The following is a 24,682-nucleotide window of genomic DNA, read 5'->3' on the forward strand; positions in this document are numbered from 1 at the left end:
CGCCCCCCTTCGGCGTCGGGTGGGTGTACGGCTCAGGCCGCCGCGACGGTGCGGAGCGGCCGGTAGTAGTCCTCCAGGTCCACCGCCTGCCCGTCGAGGGCGACGCGCAGCTCGGCGAGGGCGCCGCGCAGCGCGGCGGAGACCGCCGGGACCCGACAGGTCTCCGCCAGGTCCGTGAGGGTCCGGTAGCTCTCCAGGAGCAGGTGCTCCTGCTCAGGCGTGAGCGAGCTGTCGTTCGTCATGAAGTCGTGCCGCCTTCCATCTCGTTCGGGGCAGGCTGCCGCCGGGGACCAGTTCCACCTGGGGCCGGATGCCGATCTCGCGCTTGAACTCCTCGGCGATCCGCGCGCACAGGGCCGACGCGGCCTCACCGGTGACGCCGTCCGCCTCGGCCTGGACGTGGACGGTGTCAAGGCCGCGGACCGTGCGGAGGGAGGAACGGAACTCCGCGACCTCGCCGAAGCCGCGGAGCACGTCCTCGATCATCACCGGGGTGACGGAGACCCCCCGGATCTTGCGCATGTCGTCGTAGCGCCGCAGGATGCCGCCGTCGAGGAAGTCCCAGGTCCGGCCGCATCCACAGTCGGTGTAGGGCCGCTTGACCACCATGTCCTCGGTCCAGTGGCGGAAGAGCTGCATGCCCTCGCGATAGAGGCCGGTGGTGACGCGGACGCCTTCCTCGCCGTAGCCGACCGGCTCCTTCGTCTCGGGGTGCAGGACCTCCTCGATCACCGTCGGCTCGTTGATGTGGCAGGCGCCACGGCGCGAGGGGCACTCGAACATGAAGACCGCGCCGAACTCCGTGGTGCCCGCGGCGTTGAAGACACGGGCGCCGAACGCCTGCTCGATCGTACGGGTCGTGAAGTCGGAGCGCGGCTCCGCGCCTGCCAGCATGACCTGGACGTTGGCGTCGCGGGCGAGGTCGACGCCCATCTCGGCCGCAGTCTCGATCAGCCGCATCGCGTAGCTGGGGGTGAGTCCGAGGACCTCGATCCGGTAGTCGACCAGCAGCCGGACCACCGTCTTCGAGTCGAGGCCGCCGGCCGGGACGACGGTGCAGCCCATGCGCTCCAGGGCGTAGTGCATACCCCAGAACCCGGCGAACAGGCCGTAGCCGAAGGCCACCAGGGCCTTGTGCCGGGGGCGCACCCCGTTGGCGTACAGGGCCGTGCAGAACGTGTCGGTGATCCACTTCCAGTCGCGTTCGGTGTCGAACGTGCGGACCGGGGGGTTGCCGCTGGTGCCGCTGGTCTGGTGGTGCCGCACGCCGTGCACCGGGTCGAGCGAGGGCCAGGTGCCGTACGGCGGCGCCGCTTGCTGCGAGGCGAGGAGGTCCGCCTTGTACAGCAGGGGCATCCGCTCCGTGTACGCGTCCATCGAGGTGATGCCGTCCGGGATGCGCTCCGCCCAGAACGGGGAGTTCCGCCGGGCGTGGTCCAGGGCACGCCGCAACCGGTGCCACTGCCATCGCTCCAGCTCCTCGCGGGGCATGGTCTCCGTTTTTCCGTTCCAGTACTCCACTACGCCTCCGAGGTGCGCGACGCCTACGTGAGCGAGCCCATCACGCCCGGCAGCGGCCGCGCATCTCAGCACGTGCGGTCCTCCGCCCCCTGTCAGGCGGCGCGGACGGTCGCCACGGCGGAGAACTCCCTGACTCCTTCGAGGAAGTTGGAGATCACGCGCATGCCGTGGTCGGTGCGGAAGCTCTCCGGGTGGAACTGGACGGACTCGATGGGCAGGGTCCGGTGCCGCAGCCCCATCACGTAGCCGTCGTCGGCTGACCGGGCCGTGACCTCCAGACAGGACGGCACGGTCTGCTCGGGCACGATCAGCGAGTGGTAACGGGTCGCCGAGAACCCGGCCGGCAGCCCGGCGAACAGGCCGCGTCCGTCGTGGTCGATCGGGCTGGCCTTGCCGTGCATCAGCCGGCGCGCCGGCACCACGTCGGCGCCGTACGCGCGGCCGATGGCCTGGTGGCCGAGGCAGACGCCGAGCAGCGGCAGACGCCCGCCGAAGGCCCGCACGATCTCGACGTGGCCGGACTCGTCCGGGTGGCCGGGACCGGGGCCGAGCAGGATCGCGTCGGGGAGGTCCCTCTCGATGTCCGTCAGGCGCACGGCGGTGGAGCGCACCATGACCGGATCGGCCCCGGCCGACATCAGGTACTGCCGGAGGATGTCGACGAAGCTGTCGAAGGCGTCGACCACCAGGACCTGCGGCCGCCCGGCGGCCGCCCCGGTGGGGAGGAAGGTCACAGCAACTCCTTTCCGGTGACCGCCCAGTGGGCGGCGCTCATCTTGGCCAGCGTCTCCCGCCACTCCTTCGCCGGGACGGAGTCGGCGACGATTCCGGCCGAGGCGCGTGTGCGGTAGACGCCGTCGTGGTGGAAGAGGGTGCGGATGCACAGCGCGAGGTTGGTGTATCCGCCGACGTCGATCAGGCCGAGCGCGCCCGCGTACAGGCCGCGGCGGCTGTGCTCCAGGGACTCGATGATCTCCATGGCCCGGATCTTGGGCGTGCCGGTCATGGTGCCGGCGGGGAACAGGGCGGTGACGGCGTCGAACGCGTCCTTGCCGGGTTCCGCCTCTCCGGTGACGGTCGACACGAGGTGCAGGACGTGGGAGTACCGCTCGACCACGAACTCGTCCGGTACGGCGAGGGTGTCCGCCCGGGCGATCCGGCCGATGTCGTTGCGGCACAGGTCCACCAGCATGGTGTGCTCGGCGATCTCCTTGGGGTCGGAGCTCAGCCGCCGCGCCGCTTCCTCGTCGTCGCCGGTGCGGGGTAGCGTCCCGGCGATCGGCCGCATGGTGACGGCGCCCTCCTCGACGCGGACGAACAGTTCCGGGCTCGCGCCGATGACGCACTGGCCGCCGACGCTCGCCAGGTACATGTAGGGGGAGGCGTTGCGCCGCCGCAGCCGCTGGTAGACGTCGACGGGGTCGGCGTCGGAGCGCATGGCCAGTTCATGACCGATCTGCACCTGGTAGATGTCGCCGACCGCGATGTGCTCCAGGCAGCGTTCGACGTCGCGGTGGAACGCCTCGGGGCTGGTGTCGTCGCTCACGGTCGACCCGGGGATGGTGTCCGCGACGGGTTCGGGGTGGGTGTCCTCGGCACGCTCCAGGAGGGCCGTGATCTCCGGCGCCGCCAGAGCGGGCCAGGCGTCGGACTCGTGGAGCAGGAGTTCGGTCCGTCCGTCGGCGAGGTCGCGGACGACGCAGCCCTGGTGCAGGACGAGCTGGACGTCGGGCAGGTCGGGCCGCTGCTCGATGAGGTACGGCAGCTCCTCCACGTAACGCACGGTGTCGTAGCCGAAGTAGCTCAGGAACCCGAACCGGAAACTCGTCGGCGAACCCTCGGCGTCGAACAGCGCCCGGGTGGCCCGCAGCAGCGGCCAGAGGTCCGCGAAGGTCCGCAGCCGGAGGGTGCCTCCGGCGTCCTCGGTGAGCAGCGGACGGATCCGTTCCAGCAGCGGCCGGCGCAGCGCGGGAACGCCGTCGACGCGGACGACGCCGTCGGTGACCGCCACGGACAACAGCGCACCGAAGCCCACGACCTGGTAGCGGCGGTCGCGGATCGGCCCCCCGGCCGATTCGAGCAGATAGACCTCGTCAGGTCCGAAGCGCCCGGTCAGGGCGCGGTAGGCGGGCAGCATCGGCACCGGGGACAGCGTGTGTGTCCGGGTGGTCACCCGGATCGCTGCCGGGGCCGGGAGCAGGTCGGTCATCGCGGGGTCCTTCGGGCTCAGGTGGTGATCGCGTAGCGGTGCGCGACCTGCCGGGCGGTCTCGACCGCACTGTCGGGACCCGACCGCAGGTCGAGCACCCTGGCTGCCTTCCAGCTCACGAACGAGCCGGTGTGTGTCACCGGGTCGAGGTCGCTGTCGACGACGACACGGACGACGGCACCGGTGAGCGCGCGCAGCCGCCCGGCCACGGCCGCGGCGGTGGCGTCCGCGTCGGCGGAGCCGGGCAGCAGGTCCATGCGTACGGTGACCTCGTCCTCGCCGCCGACCGAGTGGTCGACGACCACCTGGTACCCCAGGCAGCCGCGTACGCCGTCGAGGATCGCGGCCTCCAGCTCACCGGGGTACAGCAGGGCTCCGCCCAGCGGGATCCGGTCGGCGACCCGGCCGACGACGTCGACCACGGGTCCGGGCAGCGGCGAACCCGGCGGTGCGGGGGTGATGCGGACCAGGTCGCCGGTGCGGTAGCGGATCAGCGGCTTGATGCCGTCGACCAGCATGGTCAGCGTCAGTTCGCCCTCGCCGGCGTCACCGAGGACGGCTCCGGTCTCCGGATCGATCAGCTCGGCCAGGTAGTTGGGCACCGACAGGTGGAGCCGGCCGTTGTCGGCCCCGGTGGCGATGCACAGCGCCTCCTGGGATCCGTACAGCGCGGGACGGACCACGGCGTGCGGCCACACGGTCGAGACGTTGGCGGCGAACTGCGGGGTGCAGATCTCGCCGAGCACGAGGAACAGCTTCACCGGCAGCCGGGCGAGGTCGTACCCGTAGTGCAGCGCGGCCTTGGCCAGGCTCAGACACAGCGCGGGCGCGCACACGACGACTTCGACGCCGAGCTCCTCGATCAGGCGCAGCGCCTTGCGGAAGCCGACCCGGGGCGACTCCGGCCAGATCTTGACGTGGCAGGCGCCCAGGGAGCCGGCGACGGCGGTGAACACGTCGCCGAAGGCGTACAGCTCGGAGGGGCCCATGAGGCCGACCACCGGCATCCGGTCGCCGAAGCGGGCGCGGAACATGCGCCGCCAGGACTCCTCGACGGCGGCGTTGGAGGTGACGATGTCCTTGGCCCCGCGCGGGCAGGGGGTGGCAGCGCCGGTGGTCCCGTTGGTCTCGTAGTAGATGCTCGCCTCGGAGAGCGGGCCCGACAGGACGTCGTACATCTCGCGGCGCAGGTCGTCCTTGGTGGTGAAGGGCAGCGACGACAGGTCCTCGGGGGTGACGGCCTCGATGTCCGCTCCCGCGAGATGGCGACGGTAGAACGGTGAGCGCTCGGTGACGTGGCGCAGGACGCCGGACAGCCGCTCGCCGCGCCAGCGGGCCAGTTCGGCGTCGGACAGGGAGGAGTCGTAGAAGGCGCGGCTGACCTCCTCGTACGCGTCGAGGAAGTCGTCCGGACCCGGGCCCTCGCGGACGGGGAACGGGGGCGCGGTGGTCACGCCGGCACCTTCGTCTCGTTCAGGGCCAGCCCCACCCGCTCGTTGGCGTCGCCGGAGGGCAGCAGGTCGTCGCGGCCGGTCAGCCGGCGGTGCTCGTCGAGCAGCTGGATCATGTCGACCATGCGGTCGATCATGCGCGAGACGTTCTTGAGACCTTCGTCGTCCTTGAGCGCGTCGCCGCGGTGCAGCGCGTGGACCGTCGCGGGGAATCCGCTGCCGACCACGATCATCCGGTTGAGCAGGGCGTTGACGGTGAGCTGGGCCCACACCTCGCCGGCGCTGTAGCGGCGGGCGACGGAGATGATCCCCGCGACCTTGTTGCTCAGCGGCCGGTCGAAGCGCAGATAGCCGACACCCGCGCGCTCGATGAACGTCTGCATGAGGCTCGCGGTGCCGAACCCGTGCACGGGGGCGGCGAAGACGATCCCGTCCGCCTCGATCATCTTCTGCACCACACCGGACACTCCGTCGCCCAGCTCGCAGGCGATCGTGCGGTCGTTGCAGTCGCCGCAGGGTCCGCAGCGCTCCATCCAGGTGTTCCGCAGGTCGACGACCTCGAAGTCGACATCGCGCTGTTCGGCGGTCTCGGCCGCGTGCCGGAGGACGTCGGCGGTGTTGCCGTCGCGTTCCGACCCGTTGATGGCGAGGATCTTCAGACGTGCTGTCACGAGGTGTCTCCTTACGAAGGATCCGGCCGACGCCAGAGGGACCCGGGCACGGCGCGTTCCCAGCCGCTCTCTCGACCCTTGACTCCCCTAAATCGTCATGTCTCGCCGCCGCTCGAAGCATCTTCGTAAATGCTTGATGGATCTACGGGCCGGAACCTGGTACTGGCCCCCTCTCCTCAGGCGGCGACCACGACGGGGAAGGTGTCCAGGCCGCGGACGACCCAGCGGTCGCGGTACACGGGCGGCTCGGTGGCGGTCAGGCCCGGGAACCGGGCGAAGAGCCGGGGCAGCGCGAGCGCGGCCTCCAGACGGGCCAACGGGGCGCCCAGACAGAAGTGTCCGCCGGCCCCGAAGCTCAGGGGCCGGTTGCCGGGGCGGTCCGGGTCGAAGCGGGCGGGGTCGGCGAAGCGCCGCGGGTCGCGGTTGGCGGCGGCCAGGACCAGGGTCAGCCGGGTGCCGGCGGGGACAGGGGTGCCGAACAGTTCGGTGTCGGCGGCGGCCCGGCGGCTGGTGACGTGCACGGGCGGCTCGAAGCGGAGGATCTCCTCGACGTAGGCCGGGGCGAAGTCCGGCTCCGTGCGGAGCCGTCCGGCGAGGGAGGTCCGCTCCATGGCGAGCATCGCGCCGTGGCCGATGAGGAAACTCGTCGTCTCGAAGCCGGCGGTGAGCAGCACCATGAGGGTGCCCATCAGTTCGTCGTGGCCGAGTCGGCGCGGGTCGTCGTCGTGGGTCCGCGTGAGCAGGCTGACGAGGTCGTCGCGCGGGTCGCGGCGGCGCCGGTCGACGAGGTCGGTGAAGTACGCGGTCATGTCGTCCATCGCCCGGTCGGCCCGTTCCAGGGCGGCGGGGTCCCCGAAGCCGTCCGTGGAGACGGCAACGGTCGAGGCCATGTCGCGGAACCACACCTGGTCCTCCTCCGGGAATCCGAGCATGGCGCTGATCACGGCGACCGGGAGGCGGGAGGCGTACTCGGCGATCAGATCCACGGGCGAACCGTCGGCGCCGAGACGGGCCATGCGGTCCAGCAGCCGGTCGGCCATCTCCTCGACGACCGACCGGAGCCGGCGGACCTTCGGCGGGGTGAAGGCGAAACCGGCCACCGCGCGCAGCCGGGTGTGATCCGGCGGATTGCTGTAGAGCATCGAGCTCGTGAAGGCGCGCAGCGAGGAGTGGTCCCGCCAGCCCGGCGAGGTCGCGTCGTAGCCCGCGGCGTCCTGGACGTGCAGGCGCGTGTCCCGCAGCGCGTGGTCGCACTCCTCGTACCCGGTGACGACGAGTCGGCCCGGCTTGAGCCAGGCCGTGCCGCCGTGGGACCGGATCGCCTCGTACAGGGGATAGGGGTCCTGGCGTCCCCGGGCCGTGCCCAGCTCGGTGAACGCCTCCTTCACCGACATCGCGCCGGCGGATGTGGGACGGCTCATCGGGCGGCGGTGAGCTCGATGATCGCCGAGGGCCCGGCGGGATGCACCGCCGCGACGTCGAGTCCCGCGGCCGCGGCCAGCGTGGAGAACTCGGCGACGCCGCGCTCCCTGGCCCCGTAGACACAGAGCATGCGGAGGTCCATTCCGGTGTGCGGTGCCTCGCCGGTCGCACCGATCGACTCGATCACGAAGACCGAGCCGGTGTCCCCCGCGGCCTCGGCGCAGCGCCTCAGGATGGCGGTGGCGGCCTCGTCGTCCCAGTCGTGCAGGACCAGTGAGAGGACGTACCCGCCCGCCCCCGCGGGCAGCGCGTCGAAGAAGCTTCCGGCCACGGCGTCGGCGCGGTCGCCGAGACCCGCGTCGGTGAACCTTTCCTTGGCCGCCCGCGCGGCGTCGGGGAGGTCGACGACGGTGCCACGCAGCGTCGGGTTCGCCTTCAGCAGCTCGGTGAGCAGCGAGCCGTCGCCGCCGCCGACGTCGACGACGTGGCCCACCGAAGCCCAGTCGAACCCGGAGACGACGCCGGGGGCCCGCACGGCCACGTCGGCACCGAGGAGCTGGTTGAAGGAGGCCGCCCGGCCGGCGTCGGCGGTCAGGTCCTCCCAGTACTCGCGTCCGTAGCGGACGGGGAAGGCTGCCTCGCCGGTGCGGACGCTGTGCGGCAGCTCGACGAAGGACAGCTCGCCGCGGCCGGCGCCCTCGGTGTCGAACCAGGCGCGGATTCCGGCGGGGTGGTCCTCACGCAGGGGTTCGCCCAGCGGCGTCAGGGTGTAGCGCCCGTCGTCGTCGACGTCCAGCACCCCCCGGACCGCGAGGTACCGCAGCAGCCTGTCGAGTGCCCCGGCGTGCGCGCCGACCGTCTCCGCAAGCTCCGCCGCGGTGCGGCGGCCCGCGACGATGTGATCGGCGATGCGCAGCGTCGCCGCCGTCCGTATGGCCATCGGCGTGCCCAGACCCGCCATGGCCCACAGCTTGGCGGCCGTACCGTCCTCGTCACCCAACACGGCATGTCCTCCCTCGTCAGAGGGCTCCTCCGAGCCCATGTCCTTCATCGTCGCGTACGGGCACGTGCGCCCCATCTCCCTTATTGCGCTGCTGCCCCGGGTCGCGCACGACGCGGCGCCGCCGCCGTCCTCGGGTCGGGACAGCGGCGGCGCCGGGCGGGCGACGGTTCGTCAGACGTTCTCGAGCTCACGCTCCCTGACGGCTCCGGACCCCTCCGGCGCCGGGCCGGACGCGCCGCCCTTGGACAGGGCGCCCGGTGCCCAGAAGCGCGGGCCGAGGTCCAGCGCGAGCGCCGGCACCAGGACCGTACGGACCAGGAAGGTGTCGATCAGGACGCCGATGCAGACGACGAAGCCCATCTGGGCCATGGCGACCAGCGGCAGCCCGGCGAAGACCGCGAAGGTCGCGGCCAGCACCAGGCCCGCGGAGGTGATCACACCGCCGGTGGTGACCAGACCGGTCAGGACACCCTTCTCGTGACCGTGCGTGGTGACCTCCTCCTTCACGCGGTGCATGAGGAAGATGTTGTAGTCGATGCCGAGTGCGACCAGGAAGACGAAGCCCAGGAGCGGGATCGTCCAGTCGACGCCGGAGTAGCCCATGACGTTCTCGAAGATCAGGTTCGCGGCGCCGAGCGCCGCGAAGTACGACACGACGACCGTCGCCAGCAGGACGAGCGGTGCGACCAGCGACCGCAGCAGCCAGATGAGGACGAGCAGGACGACGAGCAGGACGAGCGGGACCACGACCCTGAGGTCGCGGGCGGTGGCGGTCTCCTTGTCCAGGGCCTGGGCCGCCGTGCCGCCGACGAGTCCGTCGGTCTTCTCGCGGAGGGTCTCGACCGCGTTCTTGGCCTGGTCGCTGTCGGGGGTCCCCTCCAGGACGGCGGAGAGCCGGGTGAGCGTGCCGTCCGGGGTGCGGCCCACGGTCGTGACGCCGACGACTCCCTTCGTGGCCTCGGCGGCCCGGGCCGCCTCGTCCGCGTCCGGGGTCCTCACGATGATCGTCGCCGGGTCGGCGGCGCCCGCCGGGAAGTGCGCCGAGAGCTTCTCCTGGGCGACGACCGACTCCGGCTTGGTCTGGAACCAGTCCTTCTGGCTCAGGCCCATGTCTAGGCCGAACGAGCAGAGGGCGAGGGCGCCGGTGACGGCCAGGGACAGGATCCACGCGCGGCGCGGCCGGGCGGCGACGGCGGTGCCGACGCGCTCCCAGAACGGGCGGGACGCGCGGACGGCCGCACCGTGGCGCGGCACGAGCGGCCAGAAGACCCAGCGGCCCGCGATGACGAGCAGCGTCGGCAGGATCGTGATCATGGCGAGGAAGCCGCAGACGACGCCGATCACGCCGACGAGGCCCATGGAGCGGGAGGAGTTGATGTCGGCGAAGCCGAGGCAGGCCAGGCCGATCGCGACGGTGCCCGCGGAGGCGAGGATGGCGGAGCCGGAGCGGCGCAGTGCGGCCTTCATCGCCTCGTGCTTGTCCTCGTGGCGGTGCAGCTCCTCGCGGTAGCGCGCGATGAGCAGCAGGGCGTAGTCCGTTCCGACGCCGAAGACGAGGACCATCAGGACGCCCGAGCTCTGCGGGTCGACCTGGAGGCCCGCGTACTTCGCGAACAGGTAGGTGCCGGCCTGGGTCAGTACGGAGGCGAAGGCGACGGCGAGGGTGGGGAAGAGCCACAGGACCGGGCTGCGGTACGTGAGCAGGAGCAGGATGACGACGATGAGTCCGGTGGCCATCATCAGGGTGCCGTCGAGGGTGCCGAAGACGGTGAAGGCGTCGGCGATCGAGGCGGCGGGGCCGCCGACCTGGGTGTCGAGCCCCGGCGGCGCGTGGGCGTCCGAGATGTCGCGCAGCTTGTCGATGGTGTCGGCGACGTCGGCCTGCTCCTCGCCGAGCAGCGGCACGACGACCATGAGGGCCTTGTGGTCCTTCGACGCGATCGCGGGCGACACCGTCTCGCCCTGGGCGGCGAGCTTCGCGAAGGCGGTGCGGTCGGCCTCCACCTTGGCACGGGCCGCCTCGCCGAGCGCGTCCTGCCCGCTGTAGACGACGACGGCCGGCAGCAGCTCGTCGGTACGGAACTTCTCCAGCTCCGTGTTGACGCGGGCGGACTCGGCGCCACGCGGCAGGAACGCGTTGGCGCTGGTGTCCTGGACCTCACCGAGTTTTCCGGCCAGCGCGCCGAGCGCCATGACCGCGATCAGCCAGATCGCGAGGACGAGCCATTTTCCGCGACGGCCGCCGGGCACGACGGCGCCTCGCTCGAGCCATGCTCGCATGGGGGGTTCTCCTTCGGGGGACGTTCCGCGGCCTCGCGCGGAGCGGCCGCGCGGCGGGGACGGTTCATCGTGGCGGGTGTTCAACCGCACGGGCATCTTCGGGATTGCGGAGTTCCGCGCACGCGTCAGCGCCCGTGGAACACAGCTCCACGGGCGCTGTCCGGATGCGTTCCCGGCGATACGCCGGGCCCGGCACCGGGCGGGCGTCGTGTCTCAGCCGGTGAAGAAGTTCTTCAGCTCGGGGGCGAGGACGGCCGGGTCGACGGCGATCCCCTGGCCGGCCAGCGTGTGGCGCGAGGCGACCGGAACCGTCTCCTCGACCGCCTTGGCCGAGGCGTGCAGCCACGCTTCGGCCTCACCGGCGTGGACCACGTGCACCGGGATCGTGACCGAACGCAGTTCCTCGGACGGCAGCGCGAAGCCCTTGCCCAGGAGGGTGGTGTCGTACGGCAGCGTGTGCGCCAGGGCCTCCAGACCCGGCCAGAAGGGAGCGAACTTCATGCCGGCGACGGCCTCGGCCGGTGCCCCCATGCCCTCGACCATGAAGAACTCGACCGCCTCGCCGCGCCGGCCCGACGCGGCGAGCTCGGCGAGCTTCTCGGTGAAGTCGGCCGGCGGGCGCGGGCCGGTCTCCTCGACGACGTACGGCGGGTCGTAGAGGGCGATCTGCGTGATGCTCAGACCGGCGGCCGCGGCCTTCAGTGCCAGGGCACCGCCGACCGACATGCCGAACACCTTGGCCGAGCCACCGGCCTCGGCGATCAGCGCGGCGAGGTCCTCGATCTCCTTCTCCACCGTGTACTCGGCGGCGTCACCGCTGTCGCCGCGGCCGCGGCGGTCGTAGTTGTAGACGGTGAAGTGGGGGGCGAGTTCCCCGGCGAGCTGTGCCATGACCGGATGCGCGCGCTCGCTGAAGGAACCGCCGATGAGGATGAGCGGTTCGCCTTCGCCCGAGCGGTCGTAGGCGATCGTGGTGCCGTCGGCGGACTGAACTGTGTTCATTGTTCTCCTGGAGTTCGGGGCCGCGTGCGCAGGCGGAGGTCCGATGATGCGGGGTGTGGGATGTGACGCGTCCAGCCTGCGGACGGCGAGGCGGCGCACGCATCTTCGGAATTGCTTCGTCCGGGTCGCGCACACCGGAAGAGCCCGAAGACCGTCAAGGCCTTCGGGCTCCGGTACCGGGCGTCGCGCCGGTCAGCGCGGTCCGGCGACCGTGTAGGAGTCCTGCGACGGGGTGGTGGCCTGATCGGCCGCGCGCTCCTTGCGGGCGGCCCACCGGCCGACGGCGTTCACCACGGGACGCTCGACGAGGTAGTGGCTGACGGTCGCCGCGAGGATGCTGCCGACGAGCACCGCCGTCATCAGCTCGGGGAAGCCGATCGTGCCGCGGAGCTGGTTCATCAGGGCCGGCTCGGTACCGAACACGCTGCCCGTCTCGAACCAGAAGTACATGATCGCGAAGTGCCAGAGGTAGATGCCGTACGAGATCCGCCCGAGGTAACGCGAGACCGGGTTGGCGACGATCGCGTCGACGACCCGGGACCTGGAGCCGGGGATCGAGAGCGGCATGACCGTCAGGTAGGAGAAGGCCAGCAACAGGAAGTACTGGGTCAGGGCCAGGCCCACGCCCTCGTAGTCGCCGTATCCGGGACGGCCGAACGGCTGGGTGCAGTTGAAGGCGTAGATGGCCAGGGCGCCGACCCAGAAGAGGAGCGGGTGGTCACCGGCGATCCGGTACAGCGCGGGCTTGTGGTCCGGCTTGATCTCCGCGAGGACGTGGAGGACGGCCATCGCCATGCCGAGGGCGAAGGCGCCGCCCACGGCCAGCGGCCACCAGTACTCCTGCGGGTAGATGCCCATCTCCGGGCGGTGGATGTAGTACGTCCACACCGCGGAGCCCACCGTGATGAGCCCGAGGGGGATCATCATGCGGCCCGCCTTGCGCACCGGGTCGCTCACGCCCTTGGCCAGCCGGTGCATCAGCGCGGCGAGCAAGGGCAGGGCGAGGTAGTACTGCATCTCGGCCGGGACGGTCCAGGCCGGGTCCATGCCGGCGATCCACGTGTAGTCGTACACCTGGAGCATCAGGATCGGCCGCAGCACGTACCAGGGGCCGTCGACGGCGTCGAGGTTGAGCAGGAAGACGCAGACCAGCGCGAGCAGCACGTACGCAGGCCACAGCCGCGCGAGGCGCTTGGCGAGGAACGGACCGATCTGGGGGCGCTTGCTCCCGGTGAGGGTCCAGCGGGCGAACGGCTTGTAGAGCAGCATTCCGGACAGGACGAAGAACGGTCCCAGGGCCAGCGGCCTCAGACCGGCCAGCAGGGTGGCGAGGGCCTCGTTGCCCGGCGGCATGACGTAGGCGCCCATGACTCCGGCGGCGAAGGACGTGTGCACGCCCGCCACCCCGAGGGCACACAGCGCGCGGACACCGTCGAGTCCCCCGACACGCTGGGTCTGGTGGGCCGGATCCGCGGCCCGCTTGGCATTCACTGCGGAGAGCTCCTCTACGTCTCGGTGGCTCGTTCAGGATGGGCGTGGCTCAATTTCCGCGCCATCTTCTGCCGTGCGGTGTTGAGGGGCGCGCCCGGCGTGCGCGGACAGGGCCGGGGACGGGCGGCGTCACGACGGCAATCCAGGAGATGCAGGGCCCGATCGGGCTGTGTGAGCGTTCCGGCAGACCTGACCGTTCCGTGCGGGCCACGCGTCGGCAGGGACGAGCGATTGGACAACACCTTGGTCTCCACCTCGATTCACGCACGCTTCGCCGACCAGGCGCGCCGGACGCCGGACGCGGTGGCGGTGTCGTCGGACGACGTCACGCTGACCTACCGTCAGCTGGACCAGCGGGCCGACCGGTTCGCCCGCGGCCTCCTGCGGGCCGGGGTCCGGCCCGGGGACCCGGTCGCGATACTGATGGAGCGCTCTCCCGATGTCGTGGTCTCGATGCTGGCCGCGCTCAAGGTCGGCGCCTTCTACCTGCCGCTGCACGATGCCTACCCGCTGGAGCGGATGCAGCAGATCATGGACCGCGCCGGCTCCCCCCTGCTCCTCGCGGACCCCGTGATGGACCGGCGCGGCCTGCCCCGCACGAGCGCGGTCCTCTTCCCCGCCGCCGACCGGGGCACGGCGGTGGCCCTCACCACCGACGTCGGCGTGACGGGCGGCCCCGACACGACGGCGTACGTCATCCACACCTCGGGGTCGACCGGCGAGCCGAAGGGGGTCGCGGTCACGCACCGCGGCGTCCTGGGCCTGGTCGACGACACGTGCTGGGACGGGGACGCGCACCGCCGGGTCCTGGCCCTCGCGCCGTACGCCTTCGGTGTCTCCACGTACGAGGTCTGGGTCCCGCTGCTGCGCGGCGGACAGATCGTGCTGCCGCCTCCCGGCGACCTCGACGTGCGCGCCGTGCGCCGGCTGATCGCGCGGGAGGGCATCACCGCGCTGCACGTGACCGCCGGCCTGTTCCGCCTGTTCGCCGAGGAGGCGCCGGACAGCTTCGCGACGGTCCGGGAGGTCCTCACCGGCGGTGACGTGATCTCCCCGACGGCCGTGCGAAGCGTCCTCGACGCCTGCCCCGGCCTGGTCGTCCGAGCGATGTACGGCGCCACCGAGGTGTCGTCCTTCGTCGCGTACGCCACGCTCACCGCGCCCTACGAGCCGGCGGCGGCGATCCCCGTCGGCCGCCCGATGGACACCGTCGACGCGCGGCTGCTCGACGGGGACCTGCGGCCGGTGCCGGACGGCGAGGTGGGTGAGCTGTACATCGCGGGTGAGCGGCTCGCCCTCGGTTACCACGGCCGGCCGGACCTGACCGCCGAGCGCTTCGTCGAGGACCCGGGTGCGCCCGGTTCCCGCATGTACCGCACCGGCGATCTGATGCGCCGCGGCTCCGGAGGACTCCTCGAGTTCGCCGGCCGCGTCGGCGACCAGGTGAAGATCCGCGGCTTCCACGTGGAACCCGGCGAGGTGGAACACGTTCTGGCGCGTCAGCCGGGCGTGGCGCACGTCGCCGTCGTCGCGCGGGAGCACGAGGGGGGCGAGAAGCGTCTCATCGCCTACGTCGTGCCCAAGGCCCCCGGTCCGGACATGGCGGAACTGCGGGCGGCCGCTCTGGCGGTGCTGCCCGACTACATGGTGCCCGCCGCGTTCGTCGAACTCTCCGCACTGCCCCTGACCCCCAACGGCAAGCTGGACCGCGCGGCGCTGCCCGCCCCCGCCGCGCCCCGCTCCCAGGCCGCCGCCCCGGCTCGCAGCGCCCGGCAGGACACGCTGTGCGAGCTGTTCTCCCGGGTGCTCGGCGTTCCCGGTGTGGGCGTCGACGACAGCTTCTTCGCCCTCGGCGGGGAGTCGCTGCAGGCCATCCGCCTCGCCTCCCGCATCGAGGCGGAACTCGGATTCGACGTCTCGGTCGGCGACGTGCTCAACCATCCGACGGTCGCCGAGCTCGACGCCCGTATCCAGGACCTCGCGGAAGCGCCCGAGCTGACGGGAGCGGGCCGATGACCCCGGACGACGCCGGCAACCACGGAGCACCTCCGCCTCCGTACCTCGTACTCGTCAACTCGCTGGGCGCGCACGCCCGGTGGCCCGAAGCCCTCGACACTCCCGTCGGCTGGCCCATCGCCCACGGCCCCGCCGTCCGCAGCGAGTGCCTGGACTTCATCGAACGCACCCCGAGCCCCCGCCACGCCGCTCGGACGGCGCACGCCGCCTGAGCCACTCGGCCGCCCCGCACCACCCATGCCCACGAAAGGACCCGTCACTGTGAGCATCACCGCCGCGCCGCCCGAGGCGACCGGACGAGACCAGCGGATTCCGCTCTCGTACAACCAGGAGTTCCTGCGCGCGTTCGACAAGGGCGAGACGGACGGTGCGTTCGGCCACCGTCACACCCTGGTGTGTGGCTGGCGGGTCTCCGGCGCGATCGACCTCACCGCCCTCCAGCAGGCCCTCGACGACGTCGTGGTCCGCCACGAGGTGCTGCGCACCGCGCTCCTGAACGACGAGGAGGGCGGTCACCAGGCCGTCCGGGCGCCGTCCCCGGTCGCCCTGGAGGTCCGCGACCTGGACGCCGACGGGGAGACGTCGCGGGACGAGCGCGCCGAGGAGTTCCTGAACGAGCTGGACGCCCGCCCGTTCGACGTGCGCGAGCTTCCGCACCTGCGCGCCGCTCTGGGCCGCTTCGACGCGGCCGACGCGGTCCTGGTGCTGGCGACCCACCACACGTCCACCGATGCCTGGTCGCTCCAGGTCGTCATGCGCGACCTCGCCGCCGCGTACGCGGCCCGGGTCGAGGGCCGGCCGGCCCTGACGGCCGAGGTCGCCCAGTACCAGGAGTTCGCGCGCTGGCAGCAGGACACCGCCGGGAGCGGTCGGGTGGACACCGCCCGCGCGTACTGGCGCGAGCGGCTCGCGGGCGCCGAGATCACCGGCATCACCTCCGACCGGCCGCGCGACGAGAACCTGACGAGCGCCTACGGCGTGCACCGCTTCGTGTTCGACGCGGAGCTGTCCTCGGCCGTCGTCGAGTTCGCCAAGGCCACGCGCTCCACGCCGTTCATGGTGATGGCGGCCGCCTACAGCGCGCTGCTGCGCGAGCGCACCGGCGTCACCGACGTCGTCTTCCCGACCTTCTCCTCCGGCCGCTACGAGGAGCGGTTCATGGACTCGGTCGGGCCGTTCTTCAACTTCGTGCCGATCCACATCGACACCACCGGCTGCACCACCCTGGGCGACGTGCTGGACCAGGCCCGTACCGCTTGTGTCGGCGCCTACCAGCACGAGATCCCGTTCGCCCGGATCGCCGAGGACAGCCCCGCGCTGCTCGCCCCGTTCGCCAACGGTTTCCTCGCCGTCGTCGCGTTCGAGGTGCTGCAGACCGCGTTCCCGATGGAGGGAAGCCGGGTCGGCGGCCTGGAGTTCGCCGAGATCCGCGGCCGTCACCTGTCGCAGAAGGTCAGCTCGGCCATCCCGGACGGCGGCCTGTGGGCGATGGACGTGCTGCCGAGCGGTGAGCTCGCGGGCAGCCTGAAGTTCGACCACAACCGCTTCGACGAGTCCACCGCTGTGGAGCTGGTGGCCCGGTTCCGCGAGCTGTTGGGCTCGCTGGTCGGCGAGCCGCAGACCCAGCTGTCCTGACCGCGGGCCGAAGGGCCTTCCGACGCAAGAGGAACCGATCGACGATGACCACCCTGGCTCCCTTCGCTCATGTGGCTCCCCCGGAGCCCGATCTGACCCCTGACGAGATCATCGCCCGGGCCGAGGCCCTCGCCGCGACCCTGGTCGAGCGGCAGGCCGAGACCGAGCGGCGCGGCTTCTACGCAGAGGACACCCACGAGGCCTTCGCCCGCGCCGGCTTCTACCGCATCCTCGTGCCGCGCGCGTACGGCGGGTACGAGTTCGGCCCCGAGACCTTCATGAAGGTCTCCATGGCACTGGCGCGGGGGTGCCCGTCGACCGGCTGGATGTACCTCTTCGGTGCGGCGCACGCGCTGGTGGTGGGCACCCTGTTCGACGAGGCCACCCAGGCGGAGCTCTTCGCCGGCGGTGACTTCGTCTGCCCCGCGACGGTGGCCCCGGCCGGCTCGGCCCGGCCCGACGGCGAGGGCGGCTGGATCGTCGACGGCACCTGGAGCTACTGCTCGGGCGCCCCGTACGCGACCCACTTCATCGGCCACACCCTGGTCGCCCAGGGCGAGGGGCAGCCGCCCGCCCCGATGCTGTTCATCGCCCCGCGCGATCAGTTCGAGCGTCTGGACGACTGGGGCGCCCAGCTCGGCCTCAAGGGCAGCGGATCGCACAGCATCCGTATCGAGGGCGGCCGGATCCCCGGTCGCTTCACCCTCGGCGGACACCTCAGCCAGATGGCGATCACCGACCGGACGCCTGGCCGGACCCTGCACGGCCCCGAGTACGGCGGCGGTCCGCTCAGTTTCATGCTGCTCGAACTCGGCGTCCTCGCCGTCGGCATGGCCAAGGGCGCCCTGGACGCGTACGAGGAGCTGATGCGTACGCGTACGACGACGTTCTTCCCCATCGTCCCGCGCACCGAGGACCCCGACTTCCAGTTCCGCTACGGCGAGGCCACCGGCATGATCGCGGCGGCCGAGGCGGCCGTGCTGCACGCCACGCAGCAGTGGCAGGCCCTGTGTCTGCGCGAAGCGGAGGCCTTCACCCGCGAGGAGGAGCTGCGGCTGGCCACCATCAGCCGGGAGGCCGTGCGCCTCGCCTGGCGGGCGGTCGAGGGCCAGCTGTTCCCCACCGCGGGTTCCAGCGCGGTGCGCGCCGGTGAGCGTGTGGAACGCGTCTGGCGCGACCTCTCCACCCTGCACAGCCACGCCGGCAACGGCGTCTTCCTGTCGACGCTCGCCAATCGCGAGCTGGCGCAGGCGCACTTCGGCGGGGCCGGCCGATGAGCGGCGCCGTGCACCCCTGGCCGCATGGCGGCCCTCAGACCTCCCTCCTGACAGATCGGGAAGAACCCATGGCACAAGGCTGCCCCTTCGCCCTCGACACGGCCGGCCGCGACATCCACGCCGAGGCCGCGGTCCTGCGGGCCCAGGGCCCGGCGACCCAGGTGGAGCTGCCGGGCGGTGTGCTCGCCTGGTCGTTGAACGGTCACGACGTGATCAAGCGCGTGCTGGCCGACCCGCGTGTCACCAAGAGCGCCCGCAACCACTGGCCGGCCTTCGTCAACGGCGAGGTGCCGCCGGACTGGGAGTTGATCAGCTGGGTCGCGATGGACAACATGGTGACGGCGTACGGCAAGAACCACGTGCGGCTGCGCAAGCTCGTCGGCAAGGCGTTCACGCCGCGTCGCACCGAGGCCTTCCGCCCTCGCGTGGAGGAGCTCACCGATCAGCTCCTGGATGCCCTGGAGCAGGCGGAGCCCGGCGAGACGGTGGATCTGCGCGAGCGGTTCGCCTACCCGCTGCCGGCGCGTCTGGTCGCCGACCTGATCGGCATGGAGGAGGAGGCCCGCGCCAAGACCGCGAAGGTCATCGACGCCATGGTGGACACCACCATCACGCCGCAGCAGGCCCAGGCCGTGCTCGCGGGCTGGCGCGGCGCGATGGCCGACCTCATCGCCGAGAAGCGCCGCGAACCGGGCGAGGACATCACCAGTGACCTGGTCGCCGCGCGCGACGAGGACGGCTCGCGGCTGACCGAGGACGAGCTCGCGGACACGATCTTCGCGATCCTCGGCGCCGGCTCGGAGACCACGATCAACTTCTTCGACAACGCGATCACCGCGCTGCTGAGCGACCGCTCGCAGCTGGAGCTGGTCCGCTCCGGCCGCGCCACCTGGGACGACGTGATCGATGAGACGCTGCGCGTCGAGTCGCCGCTCGCCCATCTGCCGCTGCGGTACGCGGCGGAGGACATCGAGCTGGACGGGGTGACCATCCCCAAGGGCGACCCGATCCTGGTCAACTACGCCGGTGTCGGCCGCGACCCCGAGCTCCACGCGGACGCTCCCGACACGTTCGACCTCACGCGGGCCGACAAGTCGCACCTGTCGTTCGGGTTCGGTCCGCACTTCTGCCTCGGCGCGGGCATCGCCCGCCTGGTGGCGACGACCGGCCTGTCCCGTCTGTTCGAGCGCTTCCCGGACCTGGAGCTGGCCGTCGAGCGCGACGAGCTGCAGCCGCTGCCGACCTTCATCATGAACGGCCACCGCAGTCTGCCGGTCCGGCTGACGGCGAGGGTGCCGGCGGGCGCGGGCGCCCGCTGACGGCCCGTACCCGCGAAGGGGCCGCCAGGACGTGTGTCCTGACGGCCCCTTCGCGTCGTGAAGGTGTTCAGCGCCGCCAGGGCAGGTCGCCGTCCTCGTCACGGAACCCCCCGGCGATGAGCCCGCACAGCTCACCGAACCGCGCGGCCTGCTCCGGCGTGAGCCGGTCGAAGATCCCGCGGCGCACGGCGTCGACGTGGCCGGGTGCGGCGCGCCGCACCAGCAGGGCGCCCTCGTCGGTGAGGACGGCGAAGTGGCCCCTGCGGTCGGACGGACAGGTGTCGCGGCGTATCCAGCCGCTCTTCTCCATGCGTGTGACGGCGTGGGAGAGCCGGGAACGCGTGATGTCGGCGTGCACCGCCAGGCCGGTCATCCGCATCCGGCCGCCGGGTGCCTCCGACAGCCGGGCGAGCAGCGCGTAGTACAGGTGCGGGATGCCCGCGTCACGTCGTGTCGTCTCCCTGTCGGTCGGAGCGGTGTGGACACCGTGATCTCGAACGTGGGAACCCGCCCCGCGCCGGACGCGGAGCGGGTTCCGTCGTGGCAACGGCCGGTGGACCGCTAGGCGGCGAGCACCGCCGCGGCCTTCTGCGCGCCCTCCTCGACACGCCGCAGCATGTCCGGACTCATGAGCGCGTCCGGCGTGTCGACCAGGCCCATGACGCGCATGAAGGTGGCGGTGATCCCACCGTCGACAGTGGCCGCCGCGTGCAGGGCGGCCATGTAGGTGCCGGCCGCCTCCCACTCGGGCGTGCGCTCGCCCTCCACCTCGGGGTAGCCGAGGTCGGCGCTCGCCGAGAGCTGCCAGGGCAGTTCGATGGTCCCGGCGATGTCCGCGAGGAACGCCGTCGGGTCCACCGCGCCCCGGGCGAGGTGCTCTCGGAGTACCAGCGCCTCCAGCGCGGACACGGTCATGCCCTGCCCGTACACCGGGTTGAAGCTGCACGCGGCGTCGCCCAGGACCAGGAAGTTGCCCGGGAAGCGGGACAGCCGCTCGTAGCGGCGGCGCTGGCTGGCCGGGTAGCGGAACACCGCCCCGTCGTCGACGGGCTCGGCGTCGTGGATGACGTCGTGGATGTCGGACACCGGGAGCGTCCTGGTCCACTCGAGGAAGCCCTCCAGGTCGGCGGGGGCGCTGTCGCCCAGTACGCCGGTGAGGGAGACCACGACCAGTCCGTCCTCGATCCGGGAGAGGAACGCGCCGCGCCGGTGGCTGGGCGAGGAGACGGGGTTGATCGACAGGTCGCCGTTCAGCACCGTCTCGTCGCGCAGCCGGAACCTGCGCGTGGTGTAGCTGAGATCGATGCGGATGCGCTCCTCGTCGGGGCGCTCGTAGCCGAACTCCTCCAGCCACACCGGAGTGCGCGATCCGCGGCCGGTCGCGTCGACGACGAGATCGGCGTCGATCGTCCGCTCCGCCGAGCCCTGCTCCTGCGACTGGACGCGGACCCCGGTGACGGTCTCCCGGCCCTCGTCGGCGACGAGGCCGACGATGTCGTGCCGCTCCAGGAGGGTCACGCCCGGCAGCGCCGCGACCCGCTCGCGGACCCGGCCCTCGAGCACCGGACGCGTGGCGGAGACACAGATCAGGCCGGTCGTGCCCGGGCTCAGGCGGCGCCCGTTGAAGAACCAGCGCAGTTCGCCCAGGTCACCGGTGGGGATGCCGGCCTCGACGGCCTCCCGGGTGAAGCCCGGGAACAGCTCGTCGAGGATCTGCTGCCCCCGGGCGAGCAGCCCGTGGACATGGCGTCCCTGCCCCACGCCCTTGCGGGCCGTGGTCGTCCCGGTGACGGCGTCGCGCTCCACGACGAGGACCTCGTCGTAGGAGTCGGCGAGGACACGCGCGGCCAGGAGACCCGCCATGCTGGCACCGAGCACCACCGCGCGCTCGCCCACCCTGTTGGTCATGGACCTCAACCTCTCTCGCGGATTCGGTTGCCGTCAGGCGGCGCTGCGCGGGGTGTTCTGGTAGGCGGCGAGGAACCAGTGGCCCTCGCGCTTGACGACGATCCAGGAGGCGTTGACCGCGCGCTCGGCGCTCGGCTCGCTCTCGCCGGGGGCGAGGACGCCGCCCTGGGTGATCAGGATGCCGGACTCGCTGTTCGCGAAGCGCAGGTCGGCCGGGGTTCCGGTGACACGGGTGCCCTTGAAGGGGCCTTCGAAGGCCTGGGCCATGAAGGCGCGGATGGACTCGCGGCCCTTCTGGAAGACACCCGGGATGATCATGGAGCCGTCGGGGGTGAAGACCTCGGCGAAGGCGTCGGCGTCGTGCGCGGCCCAGGCCTCGACGATGCGCTGAGGCAGGGCGGCGATGGCGGCCTTGTCCTCGTCGGTCACGGTGGCGGTGTTCTCGACGGTCTGCGTAGTCATGTCTGCTGCTCCTGGGGTATCGGCCGGGTGGCTCAGATGTAGAGGGTGTTGGGCTCGAGGCCGCACAGGACCCGGCCGTACAGCTCGTTGTTGGTGTTCGGGTTCATCAGCGCGTGCAGGCTGATGGCCTGGATGTCGCGGCTGATCCGCTGGATCGGGACGTCGCGGTAGACCGAGGAGCCGCCCGAGGCCGAGGCGAGGATGTCGACGGCCTCCTTGGCGAGGCGGACGACGGCCCCCATGTCGGCGCGGGCACGGGCCCGCTCCTCCAGGGTGAACTCCTCGCCGACGACGCCCTTCGAGTCGACGAGGTCGGCGAGACGGTAGGCGTGGAACTCCGCCTGGTCGATCTTGAGGGTGGCCTCGGCGACCTGGTGGTGGGTGAGCGGCGCCTCGGCCTGGGTCTCGTACGCGGTGTACGTGAGGGTGCGCCCCGGCAGCCGGTCGAGGAAGGTGTCGCGCGCGGCGCGGGCGAGGCCGAGGGCGGTACCGACAGAGGAGGCGGCGGCGACCGGCAGCAGCGGGACCCGGTAGACGGGGCTCGCCGCGTTCAGCTCGGAGGCGTACTGGCCCTGGAGGATCGCCGGGAGGGGGATGACCCTCTCCTGCGGAACGAAGACGTCCTGGGCGACGGTGCTGACACTGCCCGTACCGCGCAGGCCCGACGTGTCCCAGTCGTCGATGATCTGGAGGTCCGACATCGGCACGAGCGCCATGACGGGCAGGTGCTGGCCGTCGGGCGTCGGCTGGACGGCGATGATCTCCTGCCAGTGGGCGTGCCGGGCGCCGCTGACGAAGCCCCACTTGCCGTTGACGACGATGCCGCCCTCGGCCGGGGCCGCGAACGCCGACGGGCTGAGCGTGCCGCAGATGCGCACGTCAGGGGTGGAGAACACCTCGTCCTGGACGCTGTCGGGGAACAGGCACGCCATGAAGGTGGGGATCCAGTAGACGGACGTGGTCCACGCGGTCGCCCCGTCGGCGCGGCCGAGTTCGGCCGCGACCTCGACCAGCGTGCGGGTGTCCGCCTCGTAGCCGCCGTAGCGCTTGGGCACGCGCAGCTTGAACAGGCCCGCCCCGGCCAGTGCCTCGATCGTCTCGTCCTGCAGCCGCCGGTCCTCCTCCGCCTGCGCGGCGTTCTTCTTCAGCAGCGGTGCGAGCTCGCCGGCGCGCTGCACCAGTTCCGTGCGCGTGGGGATCTCGGCGGTGAGCATCGTGGGGTCCTCCCGGGAGGTGACAGAGGTGTCGGTCGTCGAAGCGGGACCGTTTCCGCGTCCGACGCTCACATCCCGGCCGCCCCCGGGACACCTCCCGGATTGCGCAATCGGTGTCTCGCCGCGACTTCGGCACGTCGGCGCGGAGGCGGCCCGGCTGCCGCACGCAGCAAGAAGCCTCCCGGTCCGGCGGCTGCCACGATGAGGCGCATGACCGATCAGCAGCACGCCGCGGCAGACCAGGAGGGGGCACCCCGCACGCGCCCCCTGACGGGCGACGAGTACGTGGAGAGCCTGAAGGACGACCGCGAGGTCTACATCTACGGGGACCGCGTCAAGGACGTCACCAGGCATCCCGCCTTCCGCAACCCGGTGCGGATGACAGCCCGCCTGTACGACGCGCTGCACGACCCGGCCCATCAGAGCGTCCTCACCACCACGACGGACACCGGCAGCGGCGGCTACACCCACCGCTTCTTCACCACGCCCCACAGCGCCGAGGACCTGGTGGCCGACCAGAAGGCCATAGCCGCCTGGTCCCGCATGAGCTACGGCTGGATGGGGCGCAGCCCCGACTACAAGGCCGCCTTCCTCGGCACGCTCGGCGCCAACGCCGATTTCTACGCGCCGTTCTCCGACAACGCGCGCCGCTGGTACCGCGAGTCGCAGGAGAAGGTCCTGTACTGGAACCACGCGATCGTGCACCCGCCGGTCGACCGGAGCCTTCCGGCGGACGAGGTCTCCGACGTCTTCGTCCACGTGGAGAAGGAGACGGACGCGGGCCTGGTCGTCAGCGGGGCCAAAGTGGTCGCGACCGGCTCCGCGCTGACCCATCACAACTTCATCGCGCACTACGGGCTCCCGGTCAGGAAGAAGGAGTTCGCCCTGGTCGCCACGATTCCCACGGGCGCACCGGGAGTGAAGCTGATCTGCCGCCCGTCCTACACCGCGACGGCCGCCGTCATGGGCAGCCCGTTCGACTATCCGCTGTCGTCGCGTCTGGACGAGAACGACACGATCCTCGTCATGGACAAGGTCCTGATCCCGTGGGAGGACGTGTTCGTCTACGGGGACATGGCCAAGATCCAGATGTTCTCGGGTCAGTCCGGGTTCCTGGAGCGCTTCACCTTCCACGGATGCATCCGCCTCGCGGTGAAGCTGGAGTTCATCGCCGGCGCGCTGGCCAAGGCACTGGAGATCACCGGCACGCAGGACTTCCGGGGCGTGCAGACCCGGATCGGGGAGGTCCTCGCCTGGCGGAACCTGTTCTGGGGTCTGTCCGACGCCGCCGCGCGCAATCCGGTGAAGTGGCGCAACGGGGCGGTCCTGCCCAACCCGGAGTACGGGATGGCGTACCGCTGGTTCATGCAGATCGGCTATCCCCGGATCAAGGAGATCATCCAGCAGGACGTCGCGAGCGGACTGATCTACCTGAACTCCAGCGCGGAGGACTTCAAGAACCCCGCGATCCGTCCGTACCTGGACAAGTACGTGCGGGGGTCGAACGGCATCGACGCCGTCGAGCGCGTCAAGGTCCTGAAGCTGCTGTGGGACGCGGTGGGCACCGAGTTCGGCGGGCGCCACGAACTGTACGAGCGCAACTACTCCGGGAACCACGAGGCCGTCCGCGCCGAGCTGTTGTTCGCGCAGACGGCGAGCGGGCAGATCGACGGCTACAAGTCGTTCGTCGACCAGTGCCTGTCCGAGTACGACCTCGACGGCTGGACGGTCCCCGACCTCGACTCCTTCGAGAAGCTGCGCGACGCGCGGTCCGGGCTGCTCGGCGGCTGAGGCACCGGCC

General features: G+C 71.6%; 21 protein-coding genes. 6 read left to right on the top strand and 15 right to left on the bottom strand.

The window, feature by feature from the left end; all coding sequences use genetic code 11:
- Positions 1-32: 32 nt before the first annotated feature.
- The 11 genes from ACFWV2_RS25905 to ACFWV2_RS25955 all read right to left on the bottom strand — a co-directional run bounded on the left by ACFWV2_RS25905 (position 33) and on the right by ACFWV2_RS25955 (position 13,050).
- Positions 33-242 (bottom strand): DUF6052 family protein, encoded by a 210-nt coding sequence (locus ACFWV2_RS25905; protein ID WP_384408219.1) that lies wholly within the window; start codon positions 240-242, stop codon positions 33-35.
- Positions 214-1,491 carry a phenylacetate--CoA ligase family protein gene (locus ACFWV2_RS25910; protein ID WP_384408221.1) on the bottom strand — a complete coding sequence of 426 codons (1,278 nt, stop codon included), beginning with the start codon at positions 1,489-1,491 and terminating at the stop codon, positions 214-216. The genes ACFWV2_RS25905 and ACFWV2_RS25910 overlap by 29 nt, the downstream gene beginning before the upstream one ends.
- A 122-nt stretch (positions 1,492-1,613) precedes the next feature.
- Entirely contained in the window at positions 1,614-2,255 is a 642-nt protein-coding gene (locus tag ACFWV2_RS25915; RefSeq protein ID WP_384408223.1) for an anthranilate synthase component II, read from the bottom strand.
- Positions 2,252-3,730, bottom strand: a complete 1,479-nt coding sequence (locus tag ACFWV2_RS25920) for an anthranilate synthase component I family protein (RefSeq protein ID WP_384408225.1) — start codon at positions 3,728-3,730, stop codon at positions 2,252-2,254. The genes ACFWV2_RS25915 and ACFWV2_RS25920 overlap by 4 nt, the downstream gene beginning before the upstream one ends.
- A 17-nt stretch (positions 3,731-3,747) precedes the next feature.
- Positions 3,748-5,184, bottom strand: coding sequence for a phenylacetate--CoA ligase family protein (locus ACFWV2_RS25925; protein WP_384408227.1), 1,437 nt, complete (start codon positions 5,182-5,184; stop codon positions 3,748-3,750).
- On the bottom strand, positions 5,181-5,852 hold the full coding sequence (locus ACFWV2_RS25930; RefSeq protein WP_384408229.1) for a flavodoxin family protein: 672 nt from the start codon (positions 5,850-5,852) through the stop codon (positions 5,181-5,183). The genes ACFWV2_RS25925 and ACFWV2_RS25930 overlap by 4 nt, the downstream gene beginning before the upstream one ends.
- 176 nt (positions 5,853-6,028) lie before the next feature.
- Positions 6,029-7,273 (bottom strand): cytochrome P450, encoded by a 1,245-nt coding sequence (locus ACFWV2_RS25935; RefSeq protein WP_384408231.1) that lies wholly within the window; start codon positions 7,271-7,273, stop codon positions 6,029-6,031.
- On the bottom strand, positions 7,270-8,274 hold the full coding sequence (locus tag ACFWV2_RS25940) for a methyltransferase (RefSeq protein WP_384408336.1): 1,005 nt from the start codon (positions 8,272-8,274) through the stop codon (positions 7,270-7,272). The genes ACFWV2_RS25935 and ACFWV2_RS25940 overlap by 4 nt, the downstream gene beginning before the upstream one ends.
- Before the next feature lie 174 nt (positions 8,275-8,448).
- On the bottom strand, positions 8,449-10,557 hold the full coding sequence (locus tag ACFWV2_RS25945; RefSeq protein ID WP_384408233.1) for an MMPL family transporter: 2,109 nt from the start codon (positions 10,555-10,557) through the stop codon (positions 8,449-8,451).
- A 213-nt stretch (positions 10,558-10,770) separates the two neighbouring features.
- Positions 10,771-11,559, bottom strand: a complete 789-nt coding sequence (locus tag ACFWV2_RS25950; RefSeq protein ID WP_384408235.1) for an alpha/beta fold hydrolase — start codon at positions 11,557-11,559, stop codon at positions 10,771-10,773.
- A 192-nt stretch (positions 11,560-11,751) separates the two neighbouring features.
- On the bottom strand, positions 11,752-13,050 hold the full coding sequence (locus tag ACFWV2_RS25955) for an acyltransferase family protein (protein ID WP_384408237.1): 1,299 nt from the start codon (positions 13,048-13,050) through the stop codon (positions 11,752-11,754).
- 231 nt (positions 13,051-13,281) lie between these two features.
- Here ACFWV2_RS25955 and ACFWV2_RS25960 point away from each other — a divergent pair, with 231 nt between their 5' ends.
- From ACFWV2_RS25960 to ACFWV2_RS25980, 5 genes are all read left to right on the top strand, one after another.
- Complete coding sequence (locus ACFWV2_RS25960) at positions 13,282-15,066, top strand: non-ribosomal peptide synthetase (RefSeq protein WP_384408239.1); 1,785 nt, start codon at positions 13,282-13,284, stop codon at positions 15,064-15,066.
- A complete protein-coding gene (locus ACFWV2_RS25965; RefSeq protein WP_384408241.1) occupies positions 15,063-15,278 on the top strand; it encodes an MbtH family NRPS accessory protein in 216 nt (71 codons plus the stop codon). The genes ACFWV2_RS25960 and ACFWV2_RS25965 overlap by 4 nt, the downstream gene beginning before the upstream one ends.
- Positions 15,279-15,327: 49 nt before the next feature.
- Positions 15,328-16,701, top strand: a complete 1,374-nt coding sequence (locus tag ACFWV2_RS25970) for a condensation domain-containing protein (RefSeq protein ID WP_384408243.1) — start codon at positions 15,328-15,330, stop codon at positions 16,699-16,701.
- 44 nt (positions 16,702-16,745) lie between these two features.
- Positions 16,746-17,978 (top strand): acyl-CoA dehydrogenase family protein, encoded by a 1,233-nt coding sequence (locus ACFWV2_RS25975; RefSeq protein ID WP_384408245.1) that lies wholly within the window; start codon positions 16,746-16,748, stop codon positions 17,976-17,978.
- A 68-nt stretch (positions 17,979-18,046) separates the two neighbouring features.
- The gene (locus ACFWV2_RS25980; protein ID WP_384408247.1) at positions 18,047-19,297 is read left to right on the top strand and encodes a cytochrome P450; all 1,251 of its coding nucleotides are present in this window, start codon (positions 18,047-18,049) and stop codon (positions 19,295-19,297) included.
- Positions 19,298-19,364: 67 nt separating this feature from the next.
- On the opposite strand, the gene ACFWV2_RS25985 is transcribed toward ACFWV2_RS25980, so the two are convergent.
- From ACFWV2_RS25985 to ACFWV2_RS26000, 4 genes are read right to left on the bottom strand one after another with little or no spacing between them, the layout of a single operon-like run.
- On the bottom strand, positions 19,365-19,844 hold the full coding sequence (locus ACFWV2_RS25985; protein ID WP_384408249.1) for a MarR family winged helix-turn-helix transcriptional regulator: 480 nt from the start codon (positions 19,842-19,844) through the stop codon (positions 19,365-19,367).
- A 14-nt stretch (positions 19,845-19,858) separates the two neighbouring features.
- A complete protein-coding gene (locus ACFWV2_RS25990; protein WP_384408251.1) occupies positions 19,859-21,205 on the bottom strand; it encodes an FAD-dependent oxidoreductase in 1,347 nt (448 codons plus the stop codon).
- 33 nt (positions 21,206-21,238) lie between these two features.
- Positions 21,239-21,667: an SgcJ/EcaC family oxidoreductase gene (locus ACFWV2_RS25995; RefSeq protein ID WP_384408253.1), complete on the bottom strand. Its 429-nt coding sequence runs from the start codon at positions 21,665-21,667 to the stop codon at positions 21,239-21,241.
- Between the two features lie 32 nt (positions 21,668-21,699).
- Entirely contained in the window at positions 21,700-22,881 is a 1,182-nt protein-coding gene (locus ACFWV2_RS26000) for an acyl-CoA dehydrogenase family protein (RefSeq protein WP_384408255.1), read from the bottom strand.
- A 210-nt stretch (positions 22,882-23,091) separates the two neighbouring features.
- Here ACFWV2_RS26000 and ACFWV2_RS26005 point away from each other — a divergent pair, with 210 nt between their 5' ends.
- Positions 23,092-24,672 carry a 4-hydroxyphenylacetate 3-hydroxylase family protein gene (locus ACFWV2_RS26005; protein WP_384408257.1) on the top strand — a complete coding sequence of 527 codons (1,581 nt, stop codon included), beginning with the start codon at positions 23,092-23,094 and terminating at the stop codon, positions 24,670-24,672.
- Positions 24,673-24,682: the final 10 nt, after the last annotated feature.

Origin of the sequence: Streptomyces sp. NPDC058671 (genome assembly GCF_042716475.1) — a bacterium.
GTDB lineage: Bacteria > Actinomycetota > Actinomycetes > Streptomycetales > Streptomycetaceae > Streptomyces.